The organism is Enterobacter sp. DC4 (assembly GCF_000568095.1).
Lineage (GTDB): Bacteria > Pseudomonadota > Gammaproteobacteria > Enterobacterales > Enterobacteriaceae > Enterobacter > Enterobacter pseudoroggenkampii.
In genome coordinates, this window is sequence record NZ_AZUB01000007.1 from 139,162 (window position 1) to 158,307 (window position 19,146).

Genomic DNA, 19,146 nt, shown 5'->3' on the forward strand with positions numbered 1-19,146 from the left:
TAACCGGGCTTTTTATATTAATCGCGGAAGTTTTTAAACTGGAACGGTTGTCCCAGATCGCCGCCGCGCACCAGCGCCATCACGGACTGGAGGTCGTCGCGGGATTTCCCGGTGACGCGAATCTCTTCGCCCTGGATCTGCGCCTGCACTTTCAGCTTGCTGTCTTTGATGAGCTTCACAATCTTCTTCTGCACCGCGCTCTCGATGCCCTGCTTCAGCTTAGCTTCAACAAACCAGTTCTTACCGCTGTGCACAAACTCTTCCGGTACATCCAGAGACGTCCCTTCGATGCCGCGCTTTAACAGCTTGGCGCGCAGAATGTCGAGCAGCTGATTTACCTGGAAATCAGACTCGCTCAGCACCTTGATGGTCTTATTTGCATCGTTCAGCTCAAACGACGCCTCAACGCCACGAAAATCGAAACGTGACTCAACTTCGCGGGTTGCGTTCTCAACGCCGTTGCGAACTTCCTGGATATCAACTTCGGAAACAATATCGAAAGATGGCATCTTTTCTTCTCCCTTCACTTTTGTTGCGTTGCATAATACCCGCTACGAGGCATAACTCAACAGAAGCTTAGCTGTATAATTAAGCTGTAACACCTGGCGCAGTTGCAGGTGAGGAGGAACAATGAAAATTACAGTGCTCGGATGTGGAGCCCTTGGTCAGCTGTGGCTGACCGCGCTGTGCAAGCACGGACATGAGGTTCAGGGCTGGCTGCGCGTGCCCCAGCCCTATTGCAGTGTAAACCTGATTGGTGAAGACGGAAGCATCTTTAACGAATCCCTCACCGCGAACGATCCTGATTTCCTGGCGCAAAGTGACCTTTTACTGGTGACGCTCAAAGCGTGGCAGGTCTCAGACGCGGTAAAGACGCTGTCCGCCCAGCTCCCCCCCACTTCGCCCATACTGCTGCTGCATAACGGCATGGGGACCCTTGACGAGCTGAAAAGCGTTCCGCAGCCCCTGCTGATGGCGACGACCACGCACGCTGCCCGTCGCGACGGCAACATCATCGTGCATGTCGCCAGCGGGGTGACGCACATTGGACCCGCCAGAACGCAGGATGGCGACTACAGCTATCTGGCCGATGTGCTGCAGAAGGTGCTGCCGGACGTGGCCTGGCATAACCATATTCGTCCTCAGCTCTGGCGCAAGCTGGCCGTAAACTGCGTGATCAATCCGCTGACGGCGCTGTGGAACTGTCCGAACGGAGAGCTGAAAAATCATCCACAGGACGTTGCGGTGCTGTGTGCAGAAATCGCGGCGGTCGTTGAGCGGGAAGGGCTGCACACGTCGGCGGACGATTTGCGCTGTTATGTCGAGCAGGTCATTGAGAGCACGGCAGAAAACATCTCCTCGATGCTGCAGGATGTTCGGGCATTACGCCACACGGAGATCGACTATATCACCGGTTATCTGCTAAAACGCGCCCGCGCGCACGGCATCGCGGTGCCGGAAAACGCCCGTCTGTATGACCTGGTTAAACGTAAGGAGAGTGAATATGAGCGCGTCAGCCCTGATCTGCCTCGCCCCTGGTAGCGAAGAGATGGAAGCGGTCACCACCATTGATTTGATGGTGCGCGGTGGCATTAAGGTGACAACCGCCAGCGTCGCCAGCGACGGCAGCCTGGCTATTACCTGCTCGCGTGGCGTGAAGCTGCTCGCGGATGCCCCGCTCGTGCAGGTAGCCGACGGGGATTACGACATCATCGTTTTGCCCGGTGGCCTGAAAGGCGCGGAATGTTTTCGCGACAGCCCGCTGCTGGTTGAGACCGTGCGTCAGTTTCATTTATCCGGCCGCATCGTCGCCGCTATCTGTGCCGCCGCCGGCACGGTGCTGATTCCGCACGATATCTTCCCTATCGGCAACATGACCGGCTTCCCGGGGCTTAAGGATACGATCCCGGATGAGCATTGGGTGGATAAACGCGTCGTCTGGGACCCGCGCGTCAACCTGCTGACCAGCCAGGGACCCGGCACCGCAATTGATTTTGGCTTAAAGATTATTGACCTGCTGGTCGGGCGAGAAAAGGCGTACGAAGTGGCATCGTCGCTGGTGATGCCGGCGGGGATTTATAATTATTATGAAGAGTAGTGCATAAAAAAAGCCGGGTGGCGCGAGGTAAAAGCAAAACGGCAACCAAAGGTTGCCGTTTTTAATGTTTGCGCCCTCTCCCTGTGGGAGAGGGTCGGGGTGAGGGCATCAGGCCGCACGCTACGGACGATACACCTTCACATTCGCAAAGCCCTGCTCGCGCAGATACAGCGCCTGCAGGCGGCTCATCACCCCGCGCTCACACCACAGCAGGTACGTTTTGCTCTGGTCGAGATCGCCAAACTTGGTGCTCAGCTTGTAGAACGGCAGAGAAACCACGTCGACGCCTTCAACCTTCAGCGGCTTGTCATCCTGCTCGTCAATAGAGCGGATATCCAGAATCGCATCGTTAGCGCCGAAACCGCTCACGGTTTCCACTTCTACCACTTCCTGCTCGGTCTGCTGGGCAATCTCGCGGATATCAATATTGGACGCTTCCGCCACCACTTTTTCCAGAATGCTGAAATCGAAGTGCTCTTCTTCCGCTTCGATCTTCGCCTTCACCGCTTTCACCGTTGGGCTTTTTGAGATCACACCGCAGTATTCCGGCATGGTGCGGGCAAAATCTTCGGTGCCGATTTCGCGCGCCAGATCGATGATGTGTTCTTTATCGTGAGAGATCAGCGGACGCAGGATCAGCGTATCAGACACGTTGTCGATCAGACGCAGGTTGGTCAGCGTCTGGCTGGAAACCTGGCCTAGCGCTTCGCCGGTGACCAGCGCCTGCACGCCGTAGCGTTCAGCCACTTTGGACGCCGCGCGCACCATCATGCGCTTCAGGATGACGCCCATCTGGCCGTCGTCTACTTTTTCGAGGATTTCGCCAACCACAGGTTCGAAGTTAATTGCCACGAAACGCACGCGATGAGAGCTGCCGAAGCGGTTCCACAGGTAATGTGCCACCTGACGAACGCCGATCTCGTGCGCCGCGCCGCCCAGGTTGAAGAAGCAGTAGTGTACGCGGCAGCCGCGGCGCATCAGCATATAGCTGGAGACGCCGGAGTCGAAGCCGCCGGAGATCAGGGACAGGACGTCTTCCTGGGTGCCGATCGGGAAGCCGCCGATGCCTTCATAGCGCCCTTTCACCAGCAGCAGGCGATCGTTTTCGATCTCCAGATTGACGGTCACGTCCGGGTTAGTCAGACGTACGCGCGCCGTCTCAACGTGCTGGTTCAAACCGCCGCCGACGTAACGCTCCACTTCAATGGAGCTGAACTCGTGCTTGCCGCGACGCTTTACACGCACGCAGAAGGTTTTGCCTTCGATCTGGTCGCGGTACTGGACCAGCGCTTTCTCGAAGATATCGTGCATATCGCTGAACGGGACATCTTCCACTTCCAGGATATGGTGGATACCCGGAATACGGGTCAGGGCGTCGCGAATATCCTGACGTTTGTTTTCGTCTTTGGCACGGACCTCCACATGGTCCCAGTGGCGCACCACGGCGAGGGTTTCGTCGTAGTGCTTTAATACGTTACGAATGTTCCCGGTGAGAATTTTAATAAAGCGCAAACGCACAGATTGGCTTTTGATGGTGATTTCAGGGAACAATTTAATGATAAACTTCATGGCGGCAATGTTTCTTAGGCAAGCGTATTAAGGCTTGTAATGGAAAAGAGTACAGCAGCCCACACCCGTGGCTGCATCCAGGCGCGCAAGTATACCACCATCGCGCCGCTCCTGTGCACATTGCGCGTTATTTGATAATTGCCCTGAGTCCGTTACCATGTCGGGGCTGAGAATATAAGAGTCAATTCACTATGCCGAAGAAGAACGACGCACCGGCCAGTTTCGAAACTGCGCTGAGTGAACTGGAGCAAATTGTTACCCGTCTTGAGAGCGGCGATCTCCCGCTGGAAGAGGCGCTCAACGAATTCGAGCGTGGCGTGCAGCTGGCGCGCCAGGGGCAGGTCAAGCTGCAGCAGGCCGAGCAGCGCGTGCAGATCCTGCTTTCCGACAGCGAAGACGCAAAAACCACGCCTTTCACACCGGACGCCGAGTAAATGGATTTTGCCAATGAGCTTCAGGCGCGTGTCGTACGCGCCAACGACGCCCTGCGCCGTTTTATCGCGCCACAGCCTTTTCAGAACACTCCACTGGTTGAAGCCATGCACTATGGCGCACTCTTGGGTGGAAAGCGCCTGCGCCCGTTCCTGGTGTACGCCACAGGCAATATGTTTGGCATCAGCGATAACACGCTGGACGCCCCGGCAGCCGCCGTTGAGTGCATCCATGCCTACTCGCTGATCCACGACGATCTCCCGGCCATGGACGACGACGATTTACGTCGGGGTCAACCCACCTGCCATATCAAGTTTGGCGAGGCGAATGCCATTCTGGCGGGTGATGCCCTGCAAACGCTGGCGTTCTCGATTTTGAGCGACGCGCCGATGGCGGAAGTGGCTGACCGTGACCGCCTGGCGATGATCTCCGAGCTGGCAATGGCCAGCGGCGTGGCCGGCATGTGCGGCGGACAGGCGCTGGATCTTGAAGCGGAAGGACGTCAGGTTAATCTGGAACAGCTGGAGCGTATTCATCGCCATAAAACAGGGGCGTTGATCCGTTCCGCCGTTCGCCTGGGCGCGCTGAGCGCGGGTGAGCAAGGGCGCAAAGCCCTGCCGATTCTGGACAGATACGCAGAAAGTATCGGTCTGGCATTCCAGGTTCAGGATGACATTCTGGATGTGGTGGGCGATACTGCAACATTGGGTAAACGTCAGGGTGCGGACCAGCAGCTTGGCAAAAGTACCTACCCCGCCCTGCTGGGCCTTGAGCAAGCCCAACGTAAAGCCCGGGATCTGATTGACGATGCCCACCAGTCGCTAAATGAACTGGCCGCGCAATCGCTGGATACCTCGGCACTGGAAGCGCTAGCGGACTATATAATCCAGCGTGATAAATAAACTATATATCTCGATGAGCCTTTGATGAGTTTTGATATTGCCAAATACCCGACACTGGCGTTAGTTGACTCCACCCAGGAGTTACGTCTGCTGCCGAAAGAGAGCCTGCCGAAGCTGTGCGACGAGCTGCGTCGCTACCTGCTCGACAGCGTTAGCCGCTCCAGCGGCCATTTCGCCTCCGGGCTTGGCACGGTAGAGCTGACCGTGGCGCTGCACTATGTCTATAACACGCCGTTCGATCAGCTCATCTGGGACGTAGGCCACCAGGCTTATCCGCACAAAATTCTGACCGGACGTCGCGATAAAATTGGCACCATTCGTCAGAAAGGCGGCCTGCACCCGTTCCCGTGGCGCGGTGAGAGCGAGTACGACGTGCTGAGCGTCGGCCACTCCTCTACCTCCATTTCGGCGGGCATCGGGATTGCCGTTGCCGCCGAAAAAGAGAACAAGCAGCGCCGCACCGTCTGCGTGATTGGCGACGGTGCCATCACCGCCGGTATGGCCTTTGAGGCCATGAACCATGCGGGCGACATCAAGCCGGACATGCTGGTTATCCTTAACGATAACGAAATGTCGATTTCCGAGAACGTCGGCGCGCTGAACAACCATCTGGCGCAGCTGCTCTCCGGCAAGCTTTACTCCTCGCTGCGTGAAGGCGGCAAGAAAGTCTTCTCCGGCGTGCCGCCAATCAAAGAGCTGCTCAAGCGTACCGAAGAGCACATCAAAGGCATGGTCGTGCCGGGCACCCTGTTTGAAGAGCTGGGCTTTAACTATATCGGCCCGGTTGACGGCCATGACGTGCTCGGTCTGGTGACCACGCTCAAGAACATGCGCGACCTGAAAGGCCCGCAGTTCCTGCACATCATGACCAAAAAAGGGCGTGGCTACGAACCGGCGGAAAAAGATCCGATCACCTTCCACGCGGTACCGAAATTTGACCCGTCCAGCGGCTGTCTGCCAAAAAGCAGCGGCGGCATGCCGAGCTATTCAAAAATATTCGGCGACTGGCTGTGCGAAACCGCCGCGAAAGACAACAAGCTGATGGCGATCACCCCGGCCATGCGTGAAGGCTCCGGCATGGTGGAGTTCTCCAGAAAATACCCTGACCAGTATTTTGACGTTGCCATTGCCGAGCAGCATGCGGTGACGTTTGCGGCGGGCCTGGCCATTGGCGGCTACAAGCCGGTTGTCGCGATCTATTCCACCTTCCTGCAGCGCGCCTACGATCAGGTGATCCACGACGTGGCGATTCAGAAGCTGCCGGTGCTGTTTGCTATCGATCGTGCAGGCATCGTCGGTGCCGACGGCCAGACGCACCAGGGCGCGTTTGACCTGTCGTTCCTGCGCTGTATTCCGGACATGGTCGTCATGACGCCAAGCGACGAGAACGAATGTCGTCAGATGCTGTTTACCGGCTACCACTACCAGGATGGCCCAAGCGCCGTTCGCTACCCGCGCGGCAATGCGGTGGGCGTTGAGCTCCAGCCGCTGGAAAAACTGCCGATCGGTAAAGGTCTGGTGAAGCGTCGCGGTGAAAGAGTTGCGATCCTGAACTTCGGCACGCTGATGCCAGAGGCGGCGAAAGCGGCTGAAGCGCTGAATGCCACCCTGGTGGACATGCGCTTTGTGAAACCGCTCGACGAATCGCTGATCCTGAGTATGGCGGAGACGCATGACGTGCTGGTCACGCTGGAAGAAAACGCCATTATGGGCGGCGCGGGCAGCGGCGTGAACGAGGTGCTGATGGCAAATCGTAAAGCCGTGCCGGTGTTGAACCTCGGCCTGCCAGATCATTTCATTCCTCAGGGTACCCAGGATGAAGCCCGTGCGGCTGTTGGCCTGGACGCCGCCGGTATCGAAGCTAAAATCCGCCGCTGGCTGGACTGACCCCTTCCCCCTTTTCCGCTCCTGCTATGCTTAAACCTGGTGTTTAAACAGCAGGAGCGGAACCGTGCAATACACAACATTAGGAAAAACGGACCTTAAGGTTTCCCGACTTTGTCTGGGATGCATGACCTTTGGCGAACCCGATCGGGGAAACCACGCCTGGACGCTGCCGGAAGAGAGCAGCCGTCCGATTATCAAACGCGCCATCAAGGGCGGCATTAACTTCTTTGACACCGCCAACAGCTACTCCGACGGCAGCAGCGAGGAGATTGTTGGCCGCGCCCTGCGCGATTTTGCCCGTCGTGATGACATCGTCGTCGCCACCAAGGTCTACTATCCGGTAGGCGACCTGGCTGAGGGCCTTTCTCGCGCACAGATCCTGCGATCCATTGATGACAGCCTTAGGCGCCTGAACATGGATTACGTAGACCTGCTGCAAATTCACCGCTGGGATTACAACACGCCAGTCGAGGAGACGCTTGAAGCGCTGAACGACGTGGTCAAAGCCGGTAAAGCACGCTACATCGGTGCGTCGTCTATGCACGCGTCGCAGTTTGCTCAGGCGCTGGATCTCCAGGCGCAGCACGGCTGGGCGCGCTTCGTCACCATGCAGGATCACTACAACTTGATCTATCGTGAAGAAGAGCGCGAGATGTTGCCGCTGTGCCATCAGGAGGGCGTGGCGGTGATCCCGTGGAGCCCGCTGGCGCGCGGTCGACTGACCCGTCCGTGGGGAGAAACCACGGCCCGTCTGGTATCGGATGAAGTGGGAAAAAATCTGTATGGCGGTACAGAAGCCAGCGATGCGCTAATTGCCGAACGCTTAGCCGGAATTGCCGACGATACCGGGGCAACCCGCGCCCAGGTGGCGCTGGCCTGGCTGCTGGGAAAACGCGGCGTCGCGGCGCCGATTATCGGCACATCCCGGGAAGAGCAGCTGGATGAGCTGCTGAATGCGGTGGACATCACGCTGACGCCGGAGCAGATTGCCGAGCTTGAGACGCCGTATCAGCAGCATCCGGTGGTGGGGTTTAAGTAAACACTCGCCGGGTGGCGGCTTCGCCTTACCCGGCCTACGATCGCACCCTATTTGTAGGCCGGGTAAGCGCAGCGCCACCCGGCAATACAGAGCGCACAAACTTACGCGAAGTGATCGTACCCTTTCCAGTCCAGCGTAACCGGCTCACCGTCTTTGACAAACTTCAGCCCTTCACTCTCCGGCATGATCTGACCGATGCAGGTAAATTTCGCGCCGAGATGCGCTAACGCCACATCCAGCGTTCCGCGGTTGAGCTCAGGCACCGTGAAGCACAGTTCGTAGTCTTCACCACCGGACAGCGCCCAGCGCAGGGCCTGCTCAGGCTCTACATGGCGAAGCAGTTGCTCAGACAGTGGGAACAGATCCAGGTCAACGCGCGCGCCGACGCCGCTGGCCTTCAGAATATGGCCGAGGTCCGAGATCAGCCCGTCAGAGAGATCGATAGCCGAGCTTGCCCGCTCGCGCAGCGCCTGGCCGTGCAAGATACGCGGTGTTGGCCGCAGATGGCGTTTCACCAGATATGCCGCATCATCAGCATCTTCAACCGTTAAACGGTTCTGAAGGATCGCCAGCCCTGCCGCGCTGTCGCCCGGCGTACCGGTCACGTAGATCCAGTCACCGGGTTTTGCGCCTGAGCGCTTCAGCGCGCGGCCAAGCGGCACGTAGCCGTGGATCGCCAGCGTCATCGACAGCGGACCGGCAGTGGTATCACCGCCAATCAGCTGCATATCATAGTAGCTAAGCTGCTCAAACAGCGCATCGCTAAAGGCTTCCAGCCAGGCTTCATCCACCTTTGGCAGGGTCAAAGCCAGCGTCAGCCACGCAGGATCGGCACCCATCGCCGCCAGATCGCTGACGTTCACTGCCAGCGCTTTATACGCCAGATCGGCAGGATCGATATCCGGTAAGAAATGACGGCCGCACACTAAGGTGTCGGTGCTGATTGCCAGCGTCTGTTTTTCGGGAATATTGAGAAGTGCACAGTCATCGCCAATGCCGGTTTCAACATCAAGACGAGAGGTTCTGACACGGTCGAAATAACGGGCAATCAGGGAGAATTCGCCGCATGCCATACGTTATGCCTCAGCAAATAAAAGAAAAAACCGGAGCCGCACTGCCCGTCAGGCAATGCAGGACTCCGGTTTGCGGATCACTTTTTGTGGGGACGGATCGCAGGAGCTGCTTTATCAAGTACGCCGTTTACAAACTTATGGCTGTCTTCAGCGCCGAAGGTTTTCGCCAGTTCGATCGCTTCGTTGATGGCCACTTTATACGGCACATCATCACGTTTAGACAGCTCAAACAGCGCAATACGCAACACTGCTTTTTCTACCTGGCCCAGCTCTTCGAGCAGACGGGACAGATAAGGCTTCATCAGACCATCGAGATACGCGCTATTAGTCGCCACTCCCGACAGCAGTTCACGGAAGTACAGAACGTCAACGTCTTTCACGTCCTGTTCTGACAGGAACTGGTATTCAACATCAGAGATGTCGTTCTGGGACAACTGCCAGGAGTAAAGTGCCTGGACGGCACATTCACGGGCGCGGCGACGAGCAGCAGGTTTCACGGAATTCCCCTTACAAAAAAATCAGGCCTTGATGGCTTTCAATACATTGATCATTTCAAGCGCGGTCAGTGCAGCTTCTGCACCTTTGTTACCGGCTTTGGTGCCAGCACGTTCGATGGCTTGTTCAATACTTTCGGTGGTCAGCACGCCGAACGCGACAGGAATTTCAGCATCCTGCGCAACGTGTGCCAGACCGTTGCTTGCACCGCCCGCAACGTATTCGAAGTGCGCAGTGCCGCCACGAATAACGGTACCCAGTGCAATCACCGCGTCATATTTACCGGTTTTCGCCAGAGCGCCCGCCGCCAGTGGCAGTTCGTAAGCGCCTGGAACCCAAACAACGGTAATGTTGTCATCTTTAACCTGGCCGATACGTTTCAGGGCGTCAATAGCACCTTCCAGCAGGCTGTCGTTGATGAAGTTGTTGAAACGCGCAATGGTGATGGCGACGCGAGCGTCCGGGGTAGCTACAGCAGCTTCAATAATGTTCATACTCTTCCTTTACGGGTTCATTTGGCCCCGCAGGGGGGCGGATTTTATCATAATACTTTGCGCACTGCTTCCCTATTTCAGGAGCAATTACGCTGTCGTTAAGTGGAGGCAGACATCCGGACCTACCGGACGAATCTCGCTAAATTTGAGTTGCGGTGCGTCGGCCAGTTTTTCAAGGCCAGGCAGCACAAACAGGCCGCGCGCATCGTGACCTAACAGTTTAGGCGCAACGTAAACAATCAGTTCATCCACCAGTCCGGCCTGTAAGAGCGCACCGGCGAGCGTTGGCCCGGCTTCGACCCAGATGCTGTTCACCTGCTGCTTGCCGAGCAGCATCATCAGCACCACCAGATCCAGATGACCGTTATGCTCCGGCACCATAATGCTGCGCACGCCTTCCGGCCATTCGCGCGTATCTTCTTTAGTGCGGGCGATCCAGGTTTCACCCGGCTGCTGGACGATGCGGTGCTCCGGCGTCACCCGGTTCTGGCTATCAATGACAATACGCAGCGGCTGACGCAGGTTCTCCTGCGGGTAAAGCGCCTGAGTATCGGCATTCAGTTCGTCCCAGCGCACGGTCATAGCCGGATCGTCAGCCAGAACGGTTTCACTGCTGGTGAGAATAGCATGGCTTTGCGCGCGCAGACGTTGCACATCGCGCCTTGCCTGTGGCGACGTGATCCACTGGCTTTCGCCGTTTTCCATCGCCGTACGACCGTCCAGCGAGGCGCCCAGCTTGAGCTGAATATACGGGAACCCCGTGCGCATGCGCTTCAGAAAGCCTTTGTTGAGCGCTTCCGCGTCCTGCATCATCAGGCCATGGCTGACATCAATTCCTTCCTGCTGCAGGCGATACAGACCGCGTCCGGCTACCTGCGGATTCGGATCCTGCATCGATGCGACCACGCGCGAAACACCTGCCGCGATCAGCGCTTCGCAGCACGGCGGTGTACGCCCGTGATGGCTGCAGGGCTCCAGCGTGACGTAGGCCGTAGCACCGCGCGCCTTCTCGCCGGCCATGCGCAGCGCATGAACCTCGGCATGCGGTTCGCCGGCACGATAGTGAAACCCCTCTCCCACGATCTCGCCATCTTTGACGATAACGCACCCGACGTTCGGGTTAGGATGGGTAGTAAAACGACCGCGCTGCGCCAGCTTCATGGCTCTCGCCATGTAAATCTCATCCTGCATGAGCTTAATCCTGTAAGCGGGCGATCTCTTCGCCAAACTCTTTGATATCTTCGAAACTGCGGTAGACCGAGGCGAAGCGGATATAGGCGACCTTATCGAGCTTTTTCAGCTGCTCCATCACCAGGTTGCCGATCATTTTGCTCGGCACTTCACGCTCACCCAAACCACGAAGGTAAGATTTTATGTGGTTTAACGCCATTTCAACGTCGTCCGCGCTGACGGGACGTTTTTCCAGGGCCTTCAGCATCCCACTGCGCAGTTTCTCTTCGTTAAACGGCTCGCGCACGTCGTTGCTTTTTACCACGCGCGGCATTACCAGCTCAGCAACCTCAAAGGTCGTGAAACGCTCGTTGCACACCAGACACTGCCGACGACGGCGTACGGATGACCCTTCGCCCACAAGACGAGAGTCGATGACTTTGGTATCCACAGCGGAGCAGAATGGGCAATGCATACGGTATCCCTGTTATCCGGTTAACTGATTTTCATTTTACCCTGATCTGGCCTGACAACAAAGGAAGAGCTTTTTGAGACAAAGGATCTATGTCTGACACGATGATGCTGGCTACCATTAGGACGATCCGTTATTTCAAGGAAATAAACGCAATGACAAGACGTTACCTGAAAATTTTGCTGGTGGGGAGCCTCTTCACCCTTAGCGCCTGTGCACAGCAAACCGAAGTCCGTCAGATGAAACAGAGCGTGAATACGCTCAATACGGCGATGGACAAACTGAACAAAGAAACGGTGAAGATCACCCAGCAAAACGCGCTGAATGCTAAATCCAGCAGCGGGGTTTATCTGCTACCGGGGGCGAATACGCCTGCGCGTCTCAATAGTCAGATTGGCACGCTGAAAATGTCTCTGGTGAACATGGCGGCGAATGCAAATGGTACTCGCGCAACATTACGCATCCAGGGAGAATCCAACGATCCGTTGCCAGCCTTCAGCGGCACCGTCGAATGGGGACAGATCCAGGGCACCACGGAGAGCTACCAGGAGGTGAATGTTAACCGTCAGCTGTTCACCGCACCGGCCAGCGTGCTGGCTCCGAGCGATGTTGACATTCCACTGCAGCTTAACGGACTGACTCCGGATCAGTTAGGTTTCATCCGCATTCACGATATCCAGCCCGCCGCTCAGTAACCCCTCTTTTAGCGGAGTGAAATGTCACTCCGCTAACATTTACATTTCGTATGGATTGGCAACATAAATGATTGCCGCTACAATCCCGGCCGTTTAAAGTACGCAAATGTGAACGCAATCGATTACGTGTGTGAGAGATATGTGAAACAACACATATTTTTGTGAGCAGGGATTCCTATAATAGGCACCGCAGAAACACGAAATATTTAGAAACGCAATTCGCGCATTTTTCACTCCCGGAAGGGAATTTCAATCAGTGGCATGATTATGAAAAAAACATTACTCGCAGCTGGCGCCGTGCTGGCACTTTCTTCCTCTTTCACTGTTAACGCAGCGGAAAACGATAAACCACAATACCTCTCCGACTGGTGGCACCAGAGCGTTAACGTGGTCGGCAGCTACCACACGCGTTTCGGACCACAGATTCGTAACGATACCTACCTGGAATATGAAGCGTTCGCCAAGAAAGACTGGTTTGATTTCTACGGTTACATGGATGCACCGGTCTTCTTCGGTGGTAACTCTCAGGCTAAAGGTATCTGGAACCACGGCTCCCCTCTGTTCATGGAAATCGAACCACGCTTCTCCATCGACAAGCTGACCGGCACCGATCTGAGCTTCGGCCCGTTCAAAGAGTGGTACTTCGCGAACAACTACATTTACGACATGGGCCGCAACGAGTCCGGTCGTCAGAGCACCTGGTATATGGGTCTGGGTACGGACATCGACACCGGCCTGCCAATGAGCCTGTCTCTGAACGTCTATGCCAAATATCAGTGGCAGAACTATGGCGCTGAAAACCAGAACGAATGGGATGGCTATCGTTTCAAAGTGAAATACTTTGTGCCAATCACCCAGCTGTGGGGCGGTAACCTGAGCTATATCGGCTTCACCAACTTCGACTGGGGTTCAGATCTGGGCGATAAGAGCGGTTACGCAGAGAACGGTATTAAGCAGCGTACCAATGACTCCATCGCCTCCAGCCACATCCTGGCGCTGAACTACGATCACTGGCATTACTCTGTTGTGGCACGTTACTGGCACAACGGCGGCCAGTGGAACGACGACGCTAAACTGGTATGGATGAACGAACACGTCCGTTCTACCGGTTGGGGTGGTTACCTGGTTGTAGGTTACAACTTCTAATCAGTGCGGGTTTCGCCCGGTGGCGCTACGCTTACCGGGCCTACGACCCAAATGTAGGCCGGGTAAGGCGTAGCCGCCACCCGGCTTTTTACTGCCTCACCTTCCGCAAAAAATCTGCCAGAGACCTGTCCGCACTCTCGCTAAACCGCCTTTCCGTAGTCACAATATTGAGGCACCGGTCGAGCCGGAAACAGCGATAGTCATCGCGCCGTTCACACCACGCCGCCAGCAGCCAGCGCTCTCCCCAGAAGAACAGCCCCAGCGGCTGAACCTCACGATTAGACAGCTGTCCTGCTTCATCACGGTAATGCAGCGCCAGCACCTGTTGGGCGGAAATCGCCTGATGAATCCTGTCAAAGTCGCTGCGGGAGTGGCTTTGCATGCAAAAATCCGGGGCGTAGATCCGCGTCTGCTCCGCCTTTCGACGACTCTCCTCGGGCAGGATAGCCAGCACCTTTTCCTGAGCCGACTCCAGCTCGCGCGACAGCGATTCGCCTCCCCAGGTTTTGAGCAGGCGAATCGCGACGATCAGCGCCTCAGATTCCTTATTTGTCAGCATCAGTGGCGGCAGGTCAAAACCCGACATCAGCCGATATCCGCTCCCTGCCTCACCTTCCACCGGCACACCGGAAAGCGACAGGTCGCGGATATCGCGGTAGACCGTGCGCTCGGACACGCCAAGCCGGTCCGCCAGATGCGCTGCCGTTGTCAGACGCCTGCCCCGCAGGATCTGCACAATCTGAAACAAACGGTCAGCGCGTCGGGTCATATCTTATTCCGCTCTCAGGCAGGTTGATGGAGGCCGACGCGGTTACCCTCGCTGTCGGTAAACAATGCGATAGTGCCAATGCCATGCGGCAGTTCCAGCGGGCCAAACACGCACTCGCCGCCCGCAGAGGCGATGCGATCGAGCGTGGCCGCCAGATTGTCAGTATGCAGGTAAATAATAGCGCCCTGCAAAGACGGTGTAACGCCGTCAAATTTTGCCAGCGCCCCGCCGGTACCCGGATCCTCATGTGGGAAAACGGCCAGCTCAGCGCAGTCCATTTTCTCGCGACGCAGCGCGAGCTGCATCACTGGCTCATAAAATTTGATGGCGCGATCCATATCCGTGACCGGAATTTCAAACCAGTTAATGACGCTTTTCATACATCCTCCTGACTGTTGTTTGGGTTCAGAAGGAGTCTACGACAGGGCTCCTGACAGCATACTGTCAGGAGTGTTTGTCAGGAGCAGATAAAAAAAATCCCGGTCAACAGACCGGGATTTCGATAACGCGCTAAACGTCGCTTTACGGCAGAATGGACGGCTGATCCGCCCCTTCTTTCTCAACTTTCTGCTGGAGCAGGTGCTCGCGCTTCATGCCGAGTTTCAGAGCCAGTGCAGACGCAACGTAGATAGACGATGCCGTACCGATGGTGACACCAATCAGCATGGTCAGCGAGAAGCCTTCCAGTACCGGACCACCGAAGAGGAACAGCATCAGGATCACCATCAATGTGGTACCGGATGTGATCAAGGTACGGTGCAGCGTCTGGGTCAACGACACGTTAAAGATTTCGTACGGCGTACCGCGACGGATCTTACGGAAGTTTTCACGGATACGGTCAGATACCACGATACTGTCGTTCAGTGAGTAACCGATAACGGACATCAGGGATGCCACAATCGTCAGGTCAATCTCAATGTGGAACAGCGACAGTATGCCCATGGTGATCACCACGTCGTGCGCCAGGGCGATAACCACACCGGCCGCCAGTCGCCACTCAAAGCGGAAACCGACGTATACCAGGATGGAGATCAGCGCCACCAGCAGCGCCATCGCGCCGGTCTGGGCCAGGTCAGCACCCACGCTTGGGCCGACGAACTCAATACGCTTAACCGCCGCGTTCTGGCTGGTTGTTTCGTTAATCACGCTAACAACCTTACTGCCCAGCTCCTGGCTGCCGTTAGCATCGTGCACCGGCGGCATACGCACCATGATGTCGCGGCTGCTGCCGAAGTTCTGCAGCAGCGGCTCTTCAAAGCCCGCTTTCTGCAGAGACAGGCGCATCTGGTCCATATCGACCGGTTTTTCCAGGGAGATCTCGATAACCGTACCACCGGTGAAATCGAGACCCCAGTTAAAGCCTTTCACGCCCATAATGACGATGGACAGAATCAGCAGGAAACCTGAAATGCCGAAGGCCCAGTAGTCCCAGCGCATAAAGTCCCAGACTTTACGGCCGTGGTTCAATTGTTCAACAGTATATTCCTGTGCCACAACGCACTCCTCAGATAGACAGCTTTTTGACGCGCTTGCCGCCGTACAGCAGGTTCACGATGGCACGGGTGCCGACAATAGCGGTAAACATTGACGTTGCGACACCGATACCGGTTGTAATCGCAAAGCCTTTGATCGCGCCAGTACCCACTGCATACAGGATAAGAACCTTAATCAGTGTTGTTACGTTCGCATCGAAGATAGAGCTGAACGCCCCTTTATAACCTTCATCAATCGCCTGCTGAATAGAGCGGCCGTTGCTCAACTCTTCTTTGATACGTTCGTTAATCAGTACGTTGGCGTCGACCGCCACCGCAAGGGTCAGGACGATACCCGCAATACCCGGCATGGTCAGCGTCGCCCCCGGCAGCAGGGACATAATGCCGATGATCAGCACCAGGTTGGCGATCAGCGCGGAGGTCGCAATCAGACCAAACTTCTTATAGAAGAAGATCATGAAGAGGATAGAGACAACCAGACCGGCCAGACACGCTTCCAGACCCTGCTGGATGTTTTGCATCCCCAGAGTTGGACCAATGGTACGCTCTTCAACAATCTGAATTGGCGCAATCAGCGCACCGGCACGCAGCAGCAGAGAAAGCTGACGCGCTTCATTCGGGTTGCTAATACCGGTAATACGGAAGCTGTTACCCAGACGAGACTGGATGTTGGCGATGTTAATCACCTCTTCCTCTTTCACCAGCACTGCACGACCGTTTGCATCTTTCTTACCGCTGTCTTTGTACTCCACGAACAGGGTCGCCATCGGTTTACCGATGTTGTCCTTGGTGAAGTTAGACATGATGTTACCACCCGCGCTATCCAGCGAGATGTTAACCTGCGGCTGGTTGTATTCGTCCTGGCTCGACGTGGAGTCGGTGATGTGATCACCGGTCAGAATCACGCGTTTGTACAGCACAACTGGCTGACCTTCGCGAGTCTGTTTCACTTCGGAGTCACCCGGAATACGCCCTGCGGCTGCAGCGGACTGATCGACGTTGGAGTTCACCAGACGGAATTCCAGGGTTGCGGTCGCACCCAGAATCTCTTTCGCACGCGCAGTGTCCTGGATACCCGGCAGTTCAACCACGATACGGTCAGCACCCTGACGCTGTACCAGCGGCTCAGCCACGCCCAGTTGGTTTACACGGTTACGCAGAATGTTGATGTTCTGCTGAACGGCATATTCACGCGCTTCTTTCAGACGCGCATCGGTCATCACCGCGCGCAGCTGGTTACTGCCCTGAGAGGTGATGACCAGGTCACGGTGACGTTGGGTCAGGTAATCTACAGCCTGATCGCGCGCCGCACTGTCGCGGAACGTGATGCTCATGCCGTAATTATCTTCTTTACGCACGGTGGTGTAAGCGATGCCTTTATCACGCAGATCGCTGCGCAGGCTGTCGATATTCTGTTCCTGCAGCTTGCCAAGCGCGGTATCCATATCCACTTCCATCAGGAAGTGAACGCCGCCACGCAGGTCAAGACCGAGTTTCATTGGCTCTGCTTTCATCGCAGCCAGCCAACGCGGGGTTGCAGGGGCAAGGTTAAGCGCCACGACGTATTTGTCACCCAGCACGCCCATCAGCGCTTCGCGAGCGCGGAGCTGCGTGTCGGTGGTGTCGAAGCGAGCAAGAATTGCACCCTCTTCCAGAGCCACAGACTTAGCGGTAATTTTTTCTTCTTGTAACGTTTTCTGGACCTGGATCAGCGTTTGCTCACTGGCGGCGACACCGCGCGCGCCAGTGATTTGAACAGCCGGATCCTCACCATACAGGTTGGGAAGCGCGTACAGCAGGCCGACGAGAATCACGACGACCAGCATGATGTACTTCCACAAAGGATAACGGTTTAACACGGCAGTTCCCTTTGGGAAAAGTTGGGATTACAGCGCCTTCATGGTGCCTTTCGGCAGAACGGCAGCTACGAAGTCACGTTTGATGACCACTTCAGTGGTGTCGTTCAGGGCGATAGCAATGTAGCCGTTTTCAGCCACTTTGGTTACGCGACCGACCAGACCACCGTTAGTCAGTACTTCATCGCCTTTCGCAATGGAGTTCATCAGGTTTTTGTGCTCTTTGGTGCGCTTCTGCTGTGGACGCAGGATCATGAAGTAGAAGATCAGACCGAACACAACCAGCATCAGAATCAGAGACATCGGGCTGCCCTGCGCTGGAGCACCTGTTGCCGCTACCGCATCAGAAATAAAAAAGCTCATTCAAATTCCCTCATTATTAAAATTAATCAACGTTCAACGGTGGAACATCCCGCCCCTGACGTTGGTAGAAATCGGTCACGAAGCTCTCTAATTTACCCTCTTCGATAGCCTTACGTAAACCAGCCATTAAGCGCTGATAATAACGAAGATTATGAATGGTATTGAGACGCGCGCCCAAAATCTCGTTACAACGATCGAGATGATGCAGATACGCGCGAGAATAATTGCGACAGGTATAGCAATCGCACTCGGAATCGAGCGGGCTGGTGTCACTCTTATGCTTCGCGTTACGGATTTTCACCACGCCATCGGTAACGAACAAGTGGCCGTTACGCGCGTTGCGGGTTGGCATGACGCAGTCAAACATATCAATGCCGCGGCGTACGCCTTCAACCAGATCTTCTGGTTTACCCACGCCCATCAGGTATCGTGGTTTATCCGCCGGGATTTGCGGGCAGACATGCTCCAGAATACGGTGCATGTCTTCCTTCGGCTCACCCACAGCCAAACCGCCGACAGCGTAGCCATCAAAACCTATCTCTACCAGACCTTTAACAGAGATATCGCGTAAATCTTCGTAAACGCTGCCCTGGATAATGCCGAACAGCGCATTTTTGTTCTGCAGAGAGTCAAAACGGTCACGGCTACGCTTCGCCCAGCGCAGGGACATCTCCATAGAGCGTTTTGCGTAGTCCCAGTCCGCCGGGTACGGCGTACATTCGTCGAAGATCATCACAATGTCAGAGCCGAGATCGTACTGAATCTCCATCGACTTTTCGGGATCGAGGAAAATCGGATCGCCGTTGATCGGGTTACGGAAGTGTACGCCCTGCTCGGTGATCTTGCGGATATCGCCCAGGCTGAAGACCTGGAAGCCACCGGAATCGGTCAGGATGGGGCCTTTCCACTGCATGAAATCGTGCAGATCGCCGTGGAGTTTCATGATCTCCTGACCCGGACGCAGCCACAGGTGGAAGGTGTTGCCGAGGATAATCTGTGCGCCAGTGGCTTCTACTTCTTCCGGCGTCATCCCTTTTACGGTGCCGTACGTGCCCACAGGCATAAACGCGGGGGTTTCCACCACGCCGCGATCAAACACCAGGCGACCGCGACGCGCGCGACCGTCGGTGGTATCGAGTTCAAATTTCATTTTTTCTCCGACGTCAGAAAAACAGTCCAACGTTGTAAAACGG

The 19,146-nt window shown here is 56.0% G+C and carries 21 protein-coding genes; 8 read left to right on the top strand and 13 right to left on the bottom strand.

Annotated features, from left to right (window positions below; all coding sequences use genetic code 11):
• Positions 1-17: 17 nt before the first annotated feature.
• Positions 18-509, bottom strand: a complete 492-nt coding sequence (locus tag P349_RS05330; RefSeq protein WP_023334701.1) for a YajQ family cyclic di-GMP-binding protein — start codon at positions 507-509, stop codon at positions 18-20.
• A 121-nt stretch (positions 510-630) separates the two neighbouring features.
• Between P349_RS05330 and panE the strand changes: the two genes are divergently transcribed.
• A complete protein-coding gene (gene panE / locus P349_RS05325; protein ID WP_032646160.1) occupies positions 631-1,542 on the top strand; it encodes a 2-dehydropantoate 2-reductase in 912 nt (303 codons plus the stop codon).
• Complete coding sequence (gene yajL, locus P349_RS05320) at positions 1,505-2,098, top strand: protein deglycase YajL (protein ID WP_032646159.1); 594 nt, start codon at positions 1,505-1,507, stop codon at positions 2,096-2,098. Before panE ends, yajL begins: the two co-directional genes overlap by 38 nt.
• 120 nt (positions 2,099-2,218) lie before the next feature.
• Here the strand turns inward: yajL and thiI are convergent, their stop codons facing one another.
• Positions 2,219-3,667, bottom strand: coding sequence for a tRNA uracil 4-sulfurtransferase ThiI (gene thiI / locus P349_RS05315; RefSeq protein ID WP_032646157.1), 1,449 nt, complete (start codon positions 3,665-3,667; stop codon positions 2,219-2,221).
• A gap of 191 nt (positions 3,668-3,858) precedes the next feature.
• Between thiI and xseB the strand changes: the two genes are divergently transcribed.
• From xseB to P349_RS05295, 4 genes are all read left to right on the top strand, one after another.
• Complete coding sequence (xseB, locus tag P349_RS05310) at positions 3,859-4,101, top strand: exodeoxyribonuclease VII small subunit (RefSeq protein WP_008503331.1); 243 nt, start codon at positions 3,859-3,861, stop codon at positions 4,099-4,101.
• Positions 4,102-5,001 (top strand): (2E,6E)-farnesyl diphosphate synthase, encoded by a 900-nt coding sequence (gene ispA, locus P349_RS05305; protein WP_032646156.1) that lies wholly within the window; start codon positions 4,102-4,104, stop codon positions 4,999-5,001.
• Between the two features lie 24 nt (positions 5,002-5,025).
• A complete protein-coding gene (gene dxs, locus P349_RS05300) occupies positions 5,026-6,888 on the top strand; it encodes a 1-deoxy-D-xylulose-5-phosphate synthase (RefSeq protein WP_032646155.1) in 1,863 nt (620 codons plus the stop codon).
• Positions 6,889-6,952: 64 nt separating this feature from the next.
• Positions 6,953-7,927, top strand: coding sequence for an aldo/keto reductase (locus tag P349_RS05295; protein ID WP_032646154.1), 975 nt, complete (start codon positions 6,953-6,955; stop codon positions 7,925-7,927).
• Between the two features lie 101 nt (positions 7,928-8,028).
• Here P349_RS05295 and thiL read toward each other — a convergent pair whose 3' ends face one another.
• The 5 genes from thiL to nrdR form a co-directional block, all read right to left on the bottom strand.
• A complete protein-coding gene (thiL, locus tag P349_RS05290) occupies positions 8,029-9,000 on the bottom strand; it encodes a thiamine-phosphate kinase (RefSeq protein WP_032646153.1) in 972 nt (323 codons plus the stop codon).
• A 77-nt stretch (positions 9,001-9,077) separates the two neighbouring features.
• On the bottom strand, positions 9,078-9,497 hold the full coding sequence (gene nusB, locus P349_RS05285; protein ID WP_024906809.1) for a transcription antitermination factor NusB: 420 nt from the start codon (positions 9,495-9,497) through the stop codon (positions 9,078-9,080).
• A 21-nt stretch (positions 9,498-9,518) separates the two neighbouring features.
• A complete protein-coding gene (gene ribH / locus P349_RS05280) occupies positions 9,519-9,989 on the bottom strand; it encodes a 6,7-dimethyl-8-ribityllumazine synthase (RefSeq protein ID WP_006176874.1) in 471 nt (156 codons plus the stop codon).
• 87 nt (positions 9,990-10,076) lie between these two features.
• A complete protein-coding gene (gene ribD, locus P349_RS05275; protein ID WP_032646152.1) occupies positions 10,077-11,180 on the bottom strand; it encodes a bifunctional diaminohydroxyphosphoribosylaminopyrimidine deaminase/5-amino-6-(5-phosphoribosylamino)uracil reductase RibD in 1,104 nt (367 codons plus the stop codon).
• A 4-nt stretch (positions 11,181-11,184) separates the two neighbouring features.
• Positions 11,185-11,634: a transcriptional regulator NrdR gene (nrdR, locus tag P349_RS05270; protein WP_008503337.1), complete on the bottom strand. Its 450-nt coding sequence runs from the start codon at positions 11,632-11,634 to the stop codon at positions 11,185-11,187.
• 152 nt (positions 11,635-11,786) lie between these two features.
• Between nrdR and P349_RS05265 the strand changes: the two genes are divergently transcribed.
• Complete coding sequence (locus tag P349_RS05265; RefSeq protein WP_032646241.1) at positions 11,787-12,326, top strand: DUF3251 domain-containing protein; 540 nt, start codon at positions 11,787-11,789, stop codon at positions 12,324-12,326.
• 267 nt (positions 12,327-12,593) lie between these two features.
• Positions 12,594-13,472, top strand: a complete 879-nt coding sequence (locus tag P349_RS05260; protein ID WP_025912622.1) for a nucleoside-specific channel-forming protein Tsx — start codon at positions 12,594-12,596, stop codon at positions 13,470-13,472.
• Positions 13,473-13,560: 88 nt separating this feature from the next.
• On the opposite strand, the gene P349_RS05255 is transcribed toward P349_RS05260, so the two are convergent.
• The 6 genes from P349_RS05255 to tgt form a co-directional block, all read right to left on the bottom strand.
• On the bottom strand, positions 13,561-14,241 hold the full coding sequence (locus tag P349_RS05255; RefSeq protein WP_032646151.1) for a helix-turn-helix transcriptional regulator: 681 nt from the start codon (positions 14,239-14,241) through the stop codon (positions 13,561-13,563).
• Between the two features lie 14 nt (positions 14,242-14,255).
• Entirely contained in the window at positions 14,256-14,621 is a 366-nt protein-coding gene (locus P349_RS05250; protein ID WP_032646150.1) for a VOC family protein, read from the bottom strand.
• A gap of 142 nt (positions 14,622-14,763) precedes the next feature.
• Positions 14,764-15,735 carry a protein translocase subunit SecF gene (secF, locus tag P349_RS05245; RefSeq protein WP_024906803.1) on the bottom strand — a complete coding sequence of 324 codons (972 nt, stop codon included), beginning with the start codon at positions 15,733-15,735 and terminating at the stop codon, positions 14,764-14,766.
• A gap of 10 nt (positions 15,736-15,745) precedes the next feature.
• Entirely contained in the window at positions 15,746-17,593 is a 1,848-nt protein-coding gene (gene secD, locus P349_RS05240) for a protein translocase subunit SecD (protein WP_071995326.1), read from the bottom strand.
• 27 nt (positions 17,594-17,620) lie between these two features.
• The gene (yajC, locus tag P349_RS05235; RefSeq protein ID WP_003859109.1) at positions 17,621-17,953 is read right to left on the bottom strand and encodes a preprotein translocase subunit YajC; all 333 of its coding nucleotides are present in this window, start codon (positions 17,951-17,953) and stop codon (positions 17,621-17,623) included.
• A gap of 22 nt (positions 17,954-17,975) precedes the next feature.
• Positions 17,976-19,103, bottom strand: coding sequence for a tRNA guanosine(34) transglycosylase Tgt (tgt, locus tag P349_RS05230; RefSeq protein ID WP_003859110.1), 1,128 nt, complete (start codon positions 19,101-19,103; stop codon positions 17,976-17,978).
• Positions 19,104-19,146: the final 43 nt, after the last annotated feature.

What these genes read in the sequence shown, in the direction of transcription:
- P349_RS05330 (WP_023334701.1), bottom strand. Translation starts at nt 509, where the DNA reads ATGCCATCTTTCGATATTGTTTCCGAAGTTGATATCCAGGAAGTTCGC.
- panE (WP_032646160.1), top strand. Translation starts at nt 631, where the DNA reads ATGAAAATTACAGTGCTCGGATGTGGAGCCCTTGGTCAGCTGTGGCTG.
- yajL (WP_032646159.1), top strand. Translation starts at nt 1,505, where the DNA reads ATGAGCGCGTCAGCCCTGATCTGCCTCGCCCCTGGTAGCGAAGAGATG.
- thiI (WP_032646157.1), bottom strand. Translation starts at nt 3,667, where the DNA reads ATGAAGTTTATCATTAAATTGTTCCCTGAAATCACCATCAAAAGCCAA.
- xseB (WP_008503331.1), top strand. Translation starts at nt 3,859, where the DNA reads ATGCCGAAGAAGAACGACGCACCGGCCAGTTTCGAAACTGCGCTGAGT.
- ispA (WP_032646156.1), top strand. Translation starts at nt 4,102, where the DNA reads ATGGATTTTGCCAATGAGCTTCAGGCGCGTGTCGTACGCGCCAACGAC.
- dxs (WP_032646155.1), top strand. Translation starts at nt 5,026, where the DNA reads ATGAGTTTTGATATTGCCAAATACCCGACACTGGCGTTAGTTGACTCC.
- thiL (WP_032646153.1), bottom strand. Translation starts at nt 9,000, where the DNA reads ATGGCATGCGGCGAATTCTCCCTGATTGCCCGTTATTTCGACCGTGTC.
- ribH (WP_006176874.1), bottom strand. Translation starts at nt 9,989, where the DNA reads ATGAACATTATTGAAGCTGCTGTAGCTACCCCGGACGCTCGCGTCGCC.
- ribD (WP_032646152.1), bottom strand. Translation starts at nt 11,180, where the DNA reads ATGCAGGATGAGATTTACATGGCGAGAGCCATGAAGCTGGCGCAGCGC.
- nrdR (WP_008503337.1), bottom strand. Translation starts at nt 11,634, where the DNA reads ATGCATTGCCCATTCTGCTCCGCTGTGGATACCAAAGTCATCGACTCT.
- P349_RS05265 (WP_032646241.1), top strand. Translation starts at nt 11,787, where the DNA reads ATGACAAGACGTTACCTGAAAATTTTGCTGGTGGGGAGCCTCTTCACC.
- P349_RS05260 (WP_025912622.1), top strand. Translation starts at nt 12,594, where the DNA reads ATGAAAAAAACATTACTCGCAGCTGGCGCCGTGCTGGCACTTTCTTCC.
- P349_RS05255 (WP_032646151.1), bottom strand. Translation starts at nt 14,241, where the DNA reads ATGACCCGACGCGCTGACCGTTTGTTTCAGATTGTGCAGATCCTGCGG.
- P349_RS05250 (WP_032646150.1), bottom strand. Translation starts at nt 14,621, where the DNA reads ATGAAAAGCGTCATTAACTGGTTTGAAATTCCGGTCACGGATATGGAT.
- yajC (WP_003859109.1), bottom strand. Translation starts at nt 17,953, where the DNA reads ATGAGCTTTTTTATTTCTGATGCGGTAGCGGCAACAGGTGCTCCAGCG.
- tgt (WP_003859110.1), bottom strand. Translation starts at nt 19,103, where the DNA reads ATGAAATTTGAACTCGATACCACCGACGGTCGCGCGCGTCGCGGTCGC.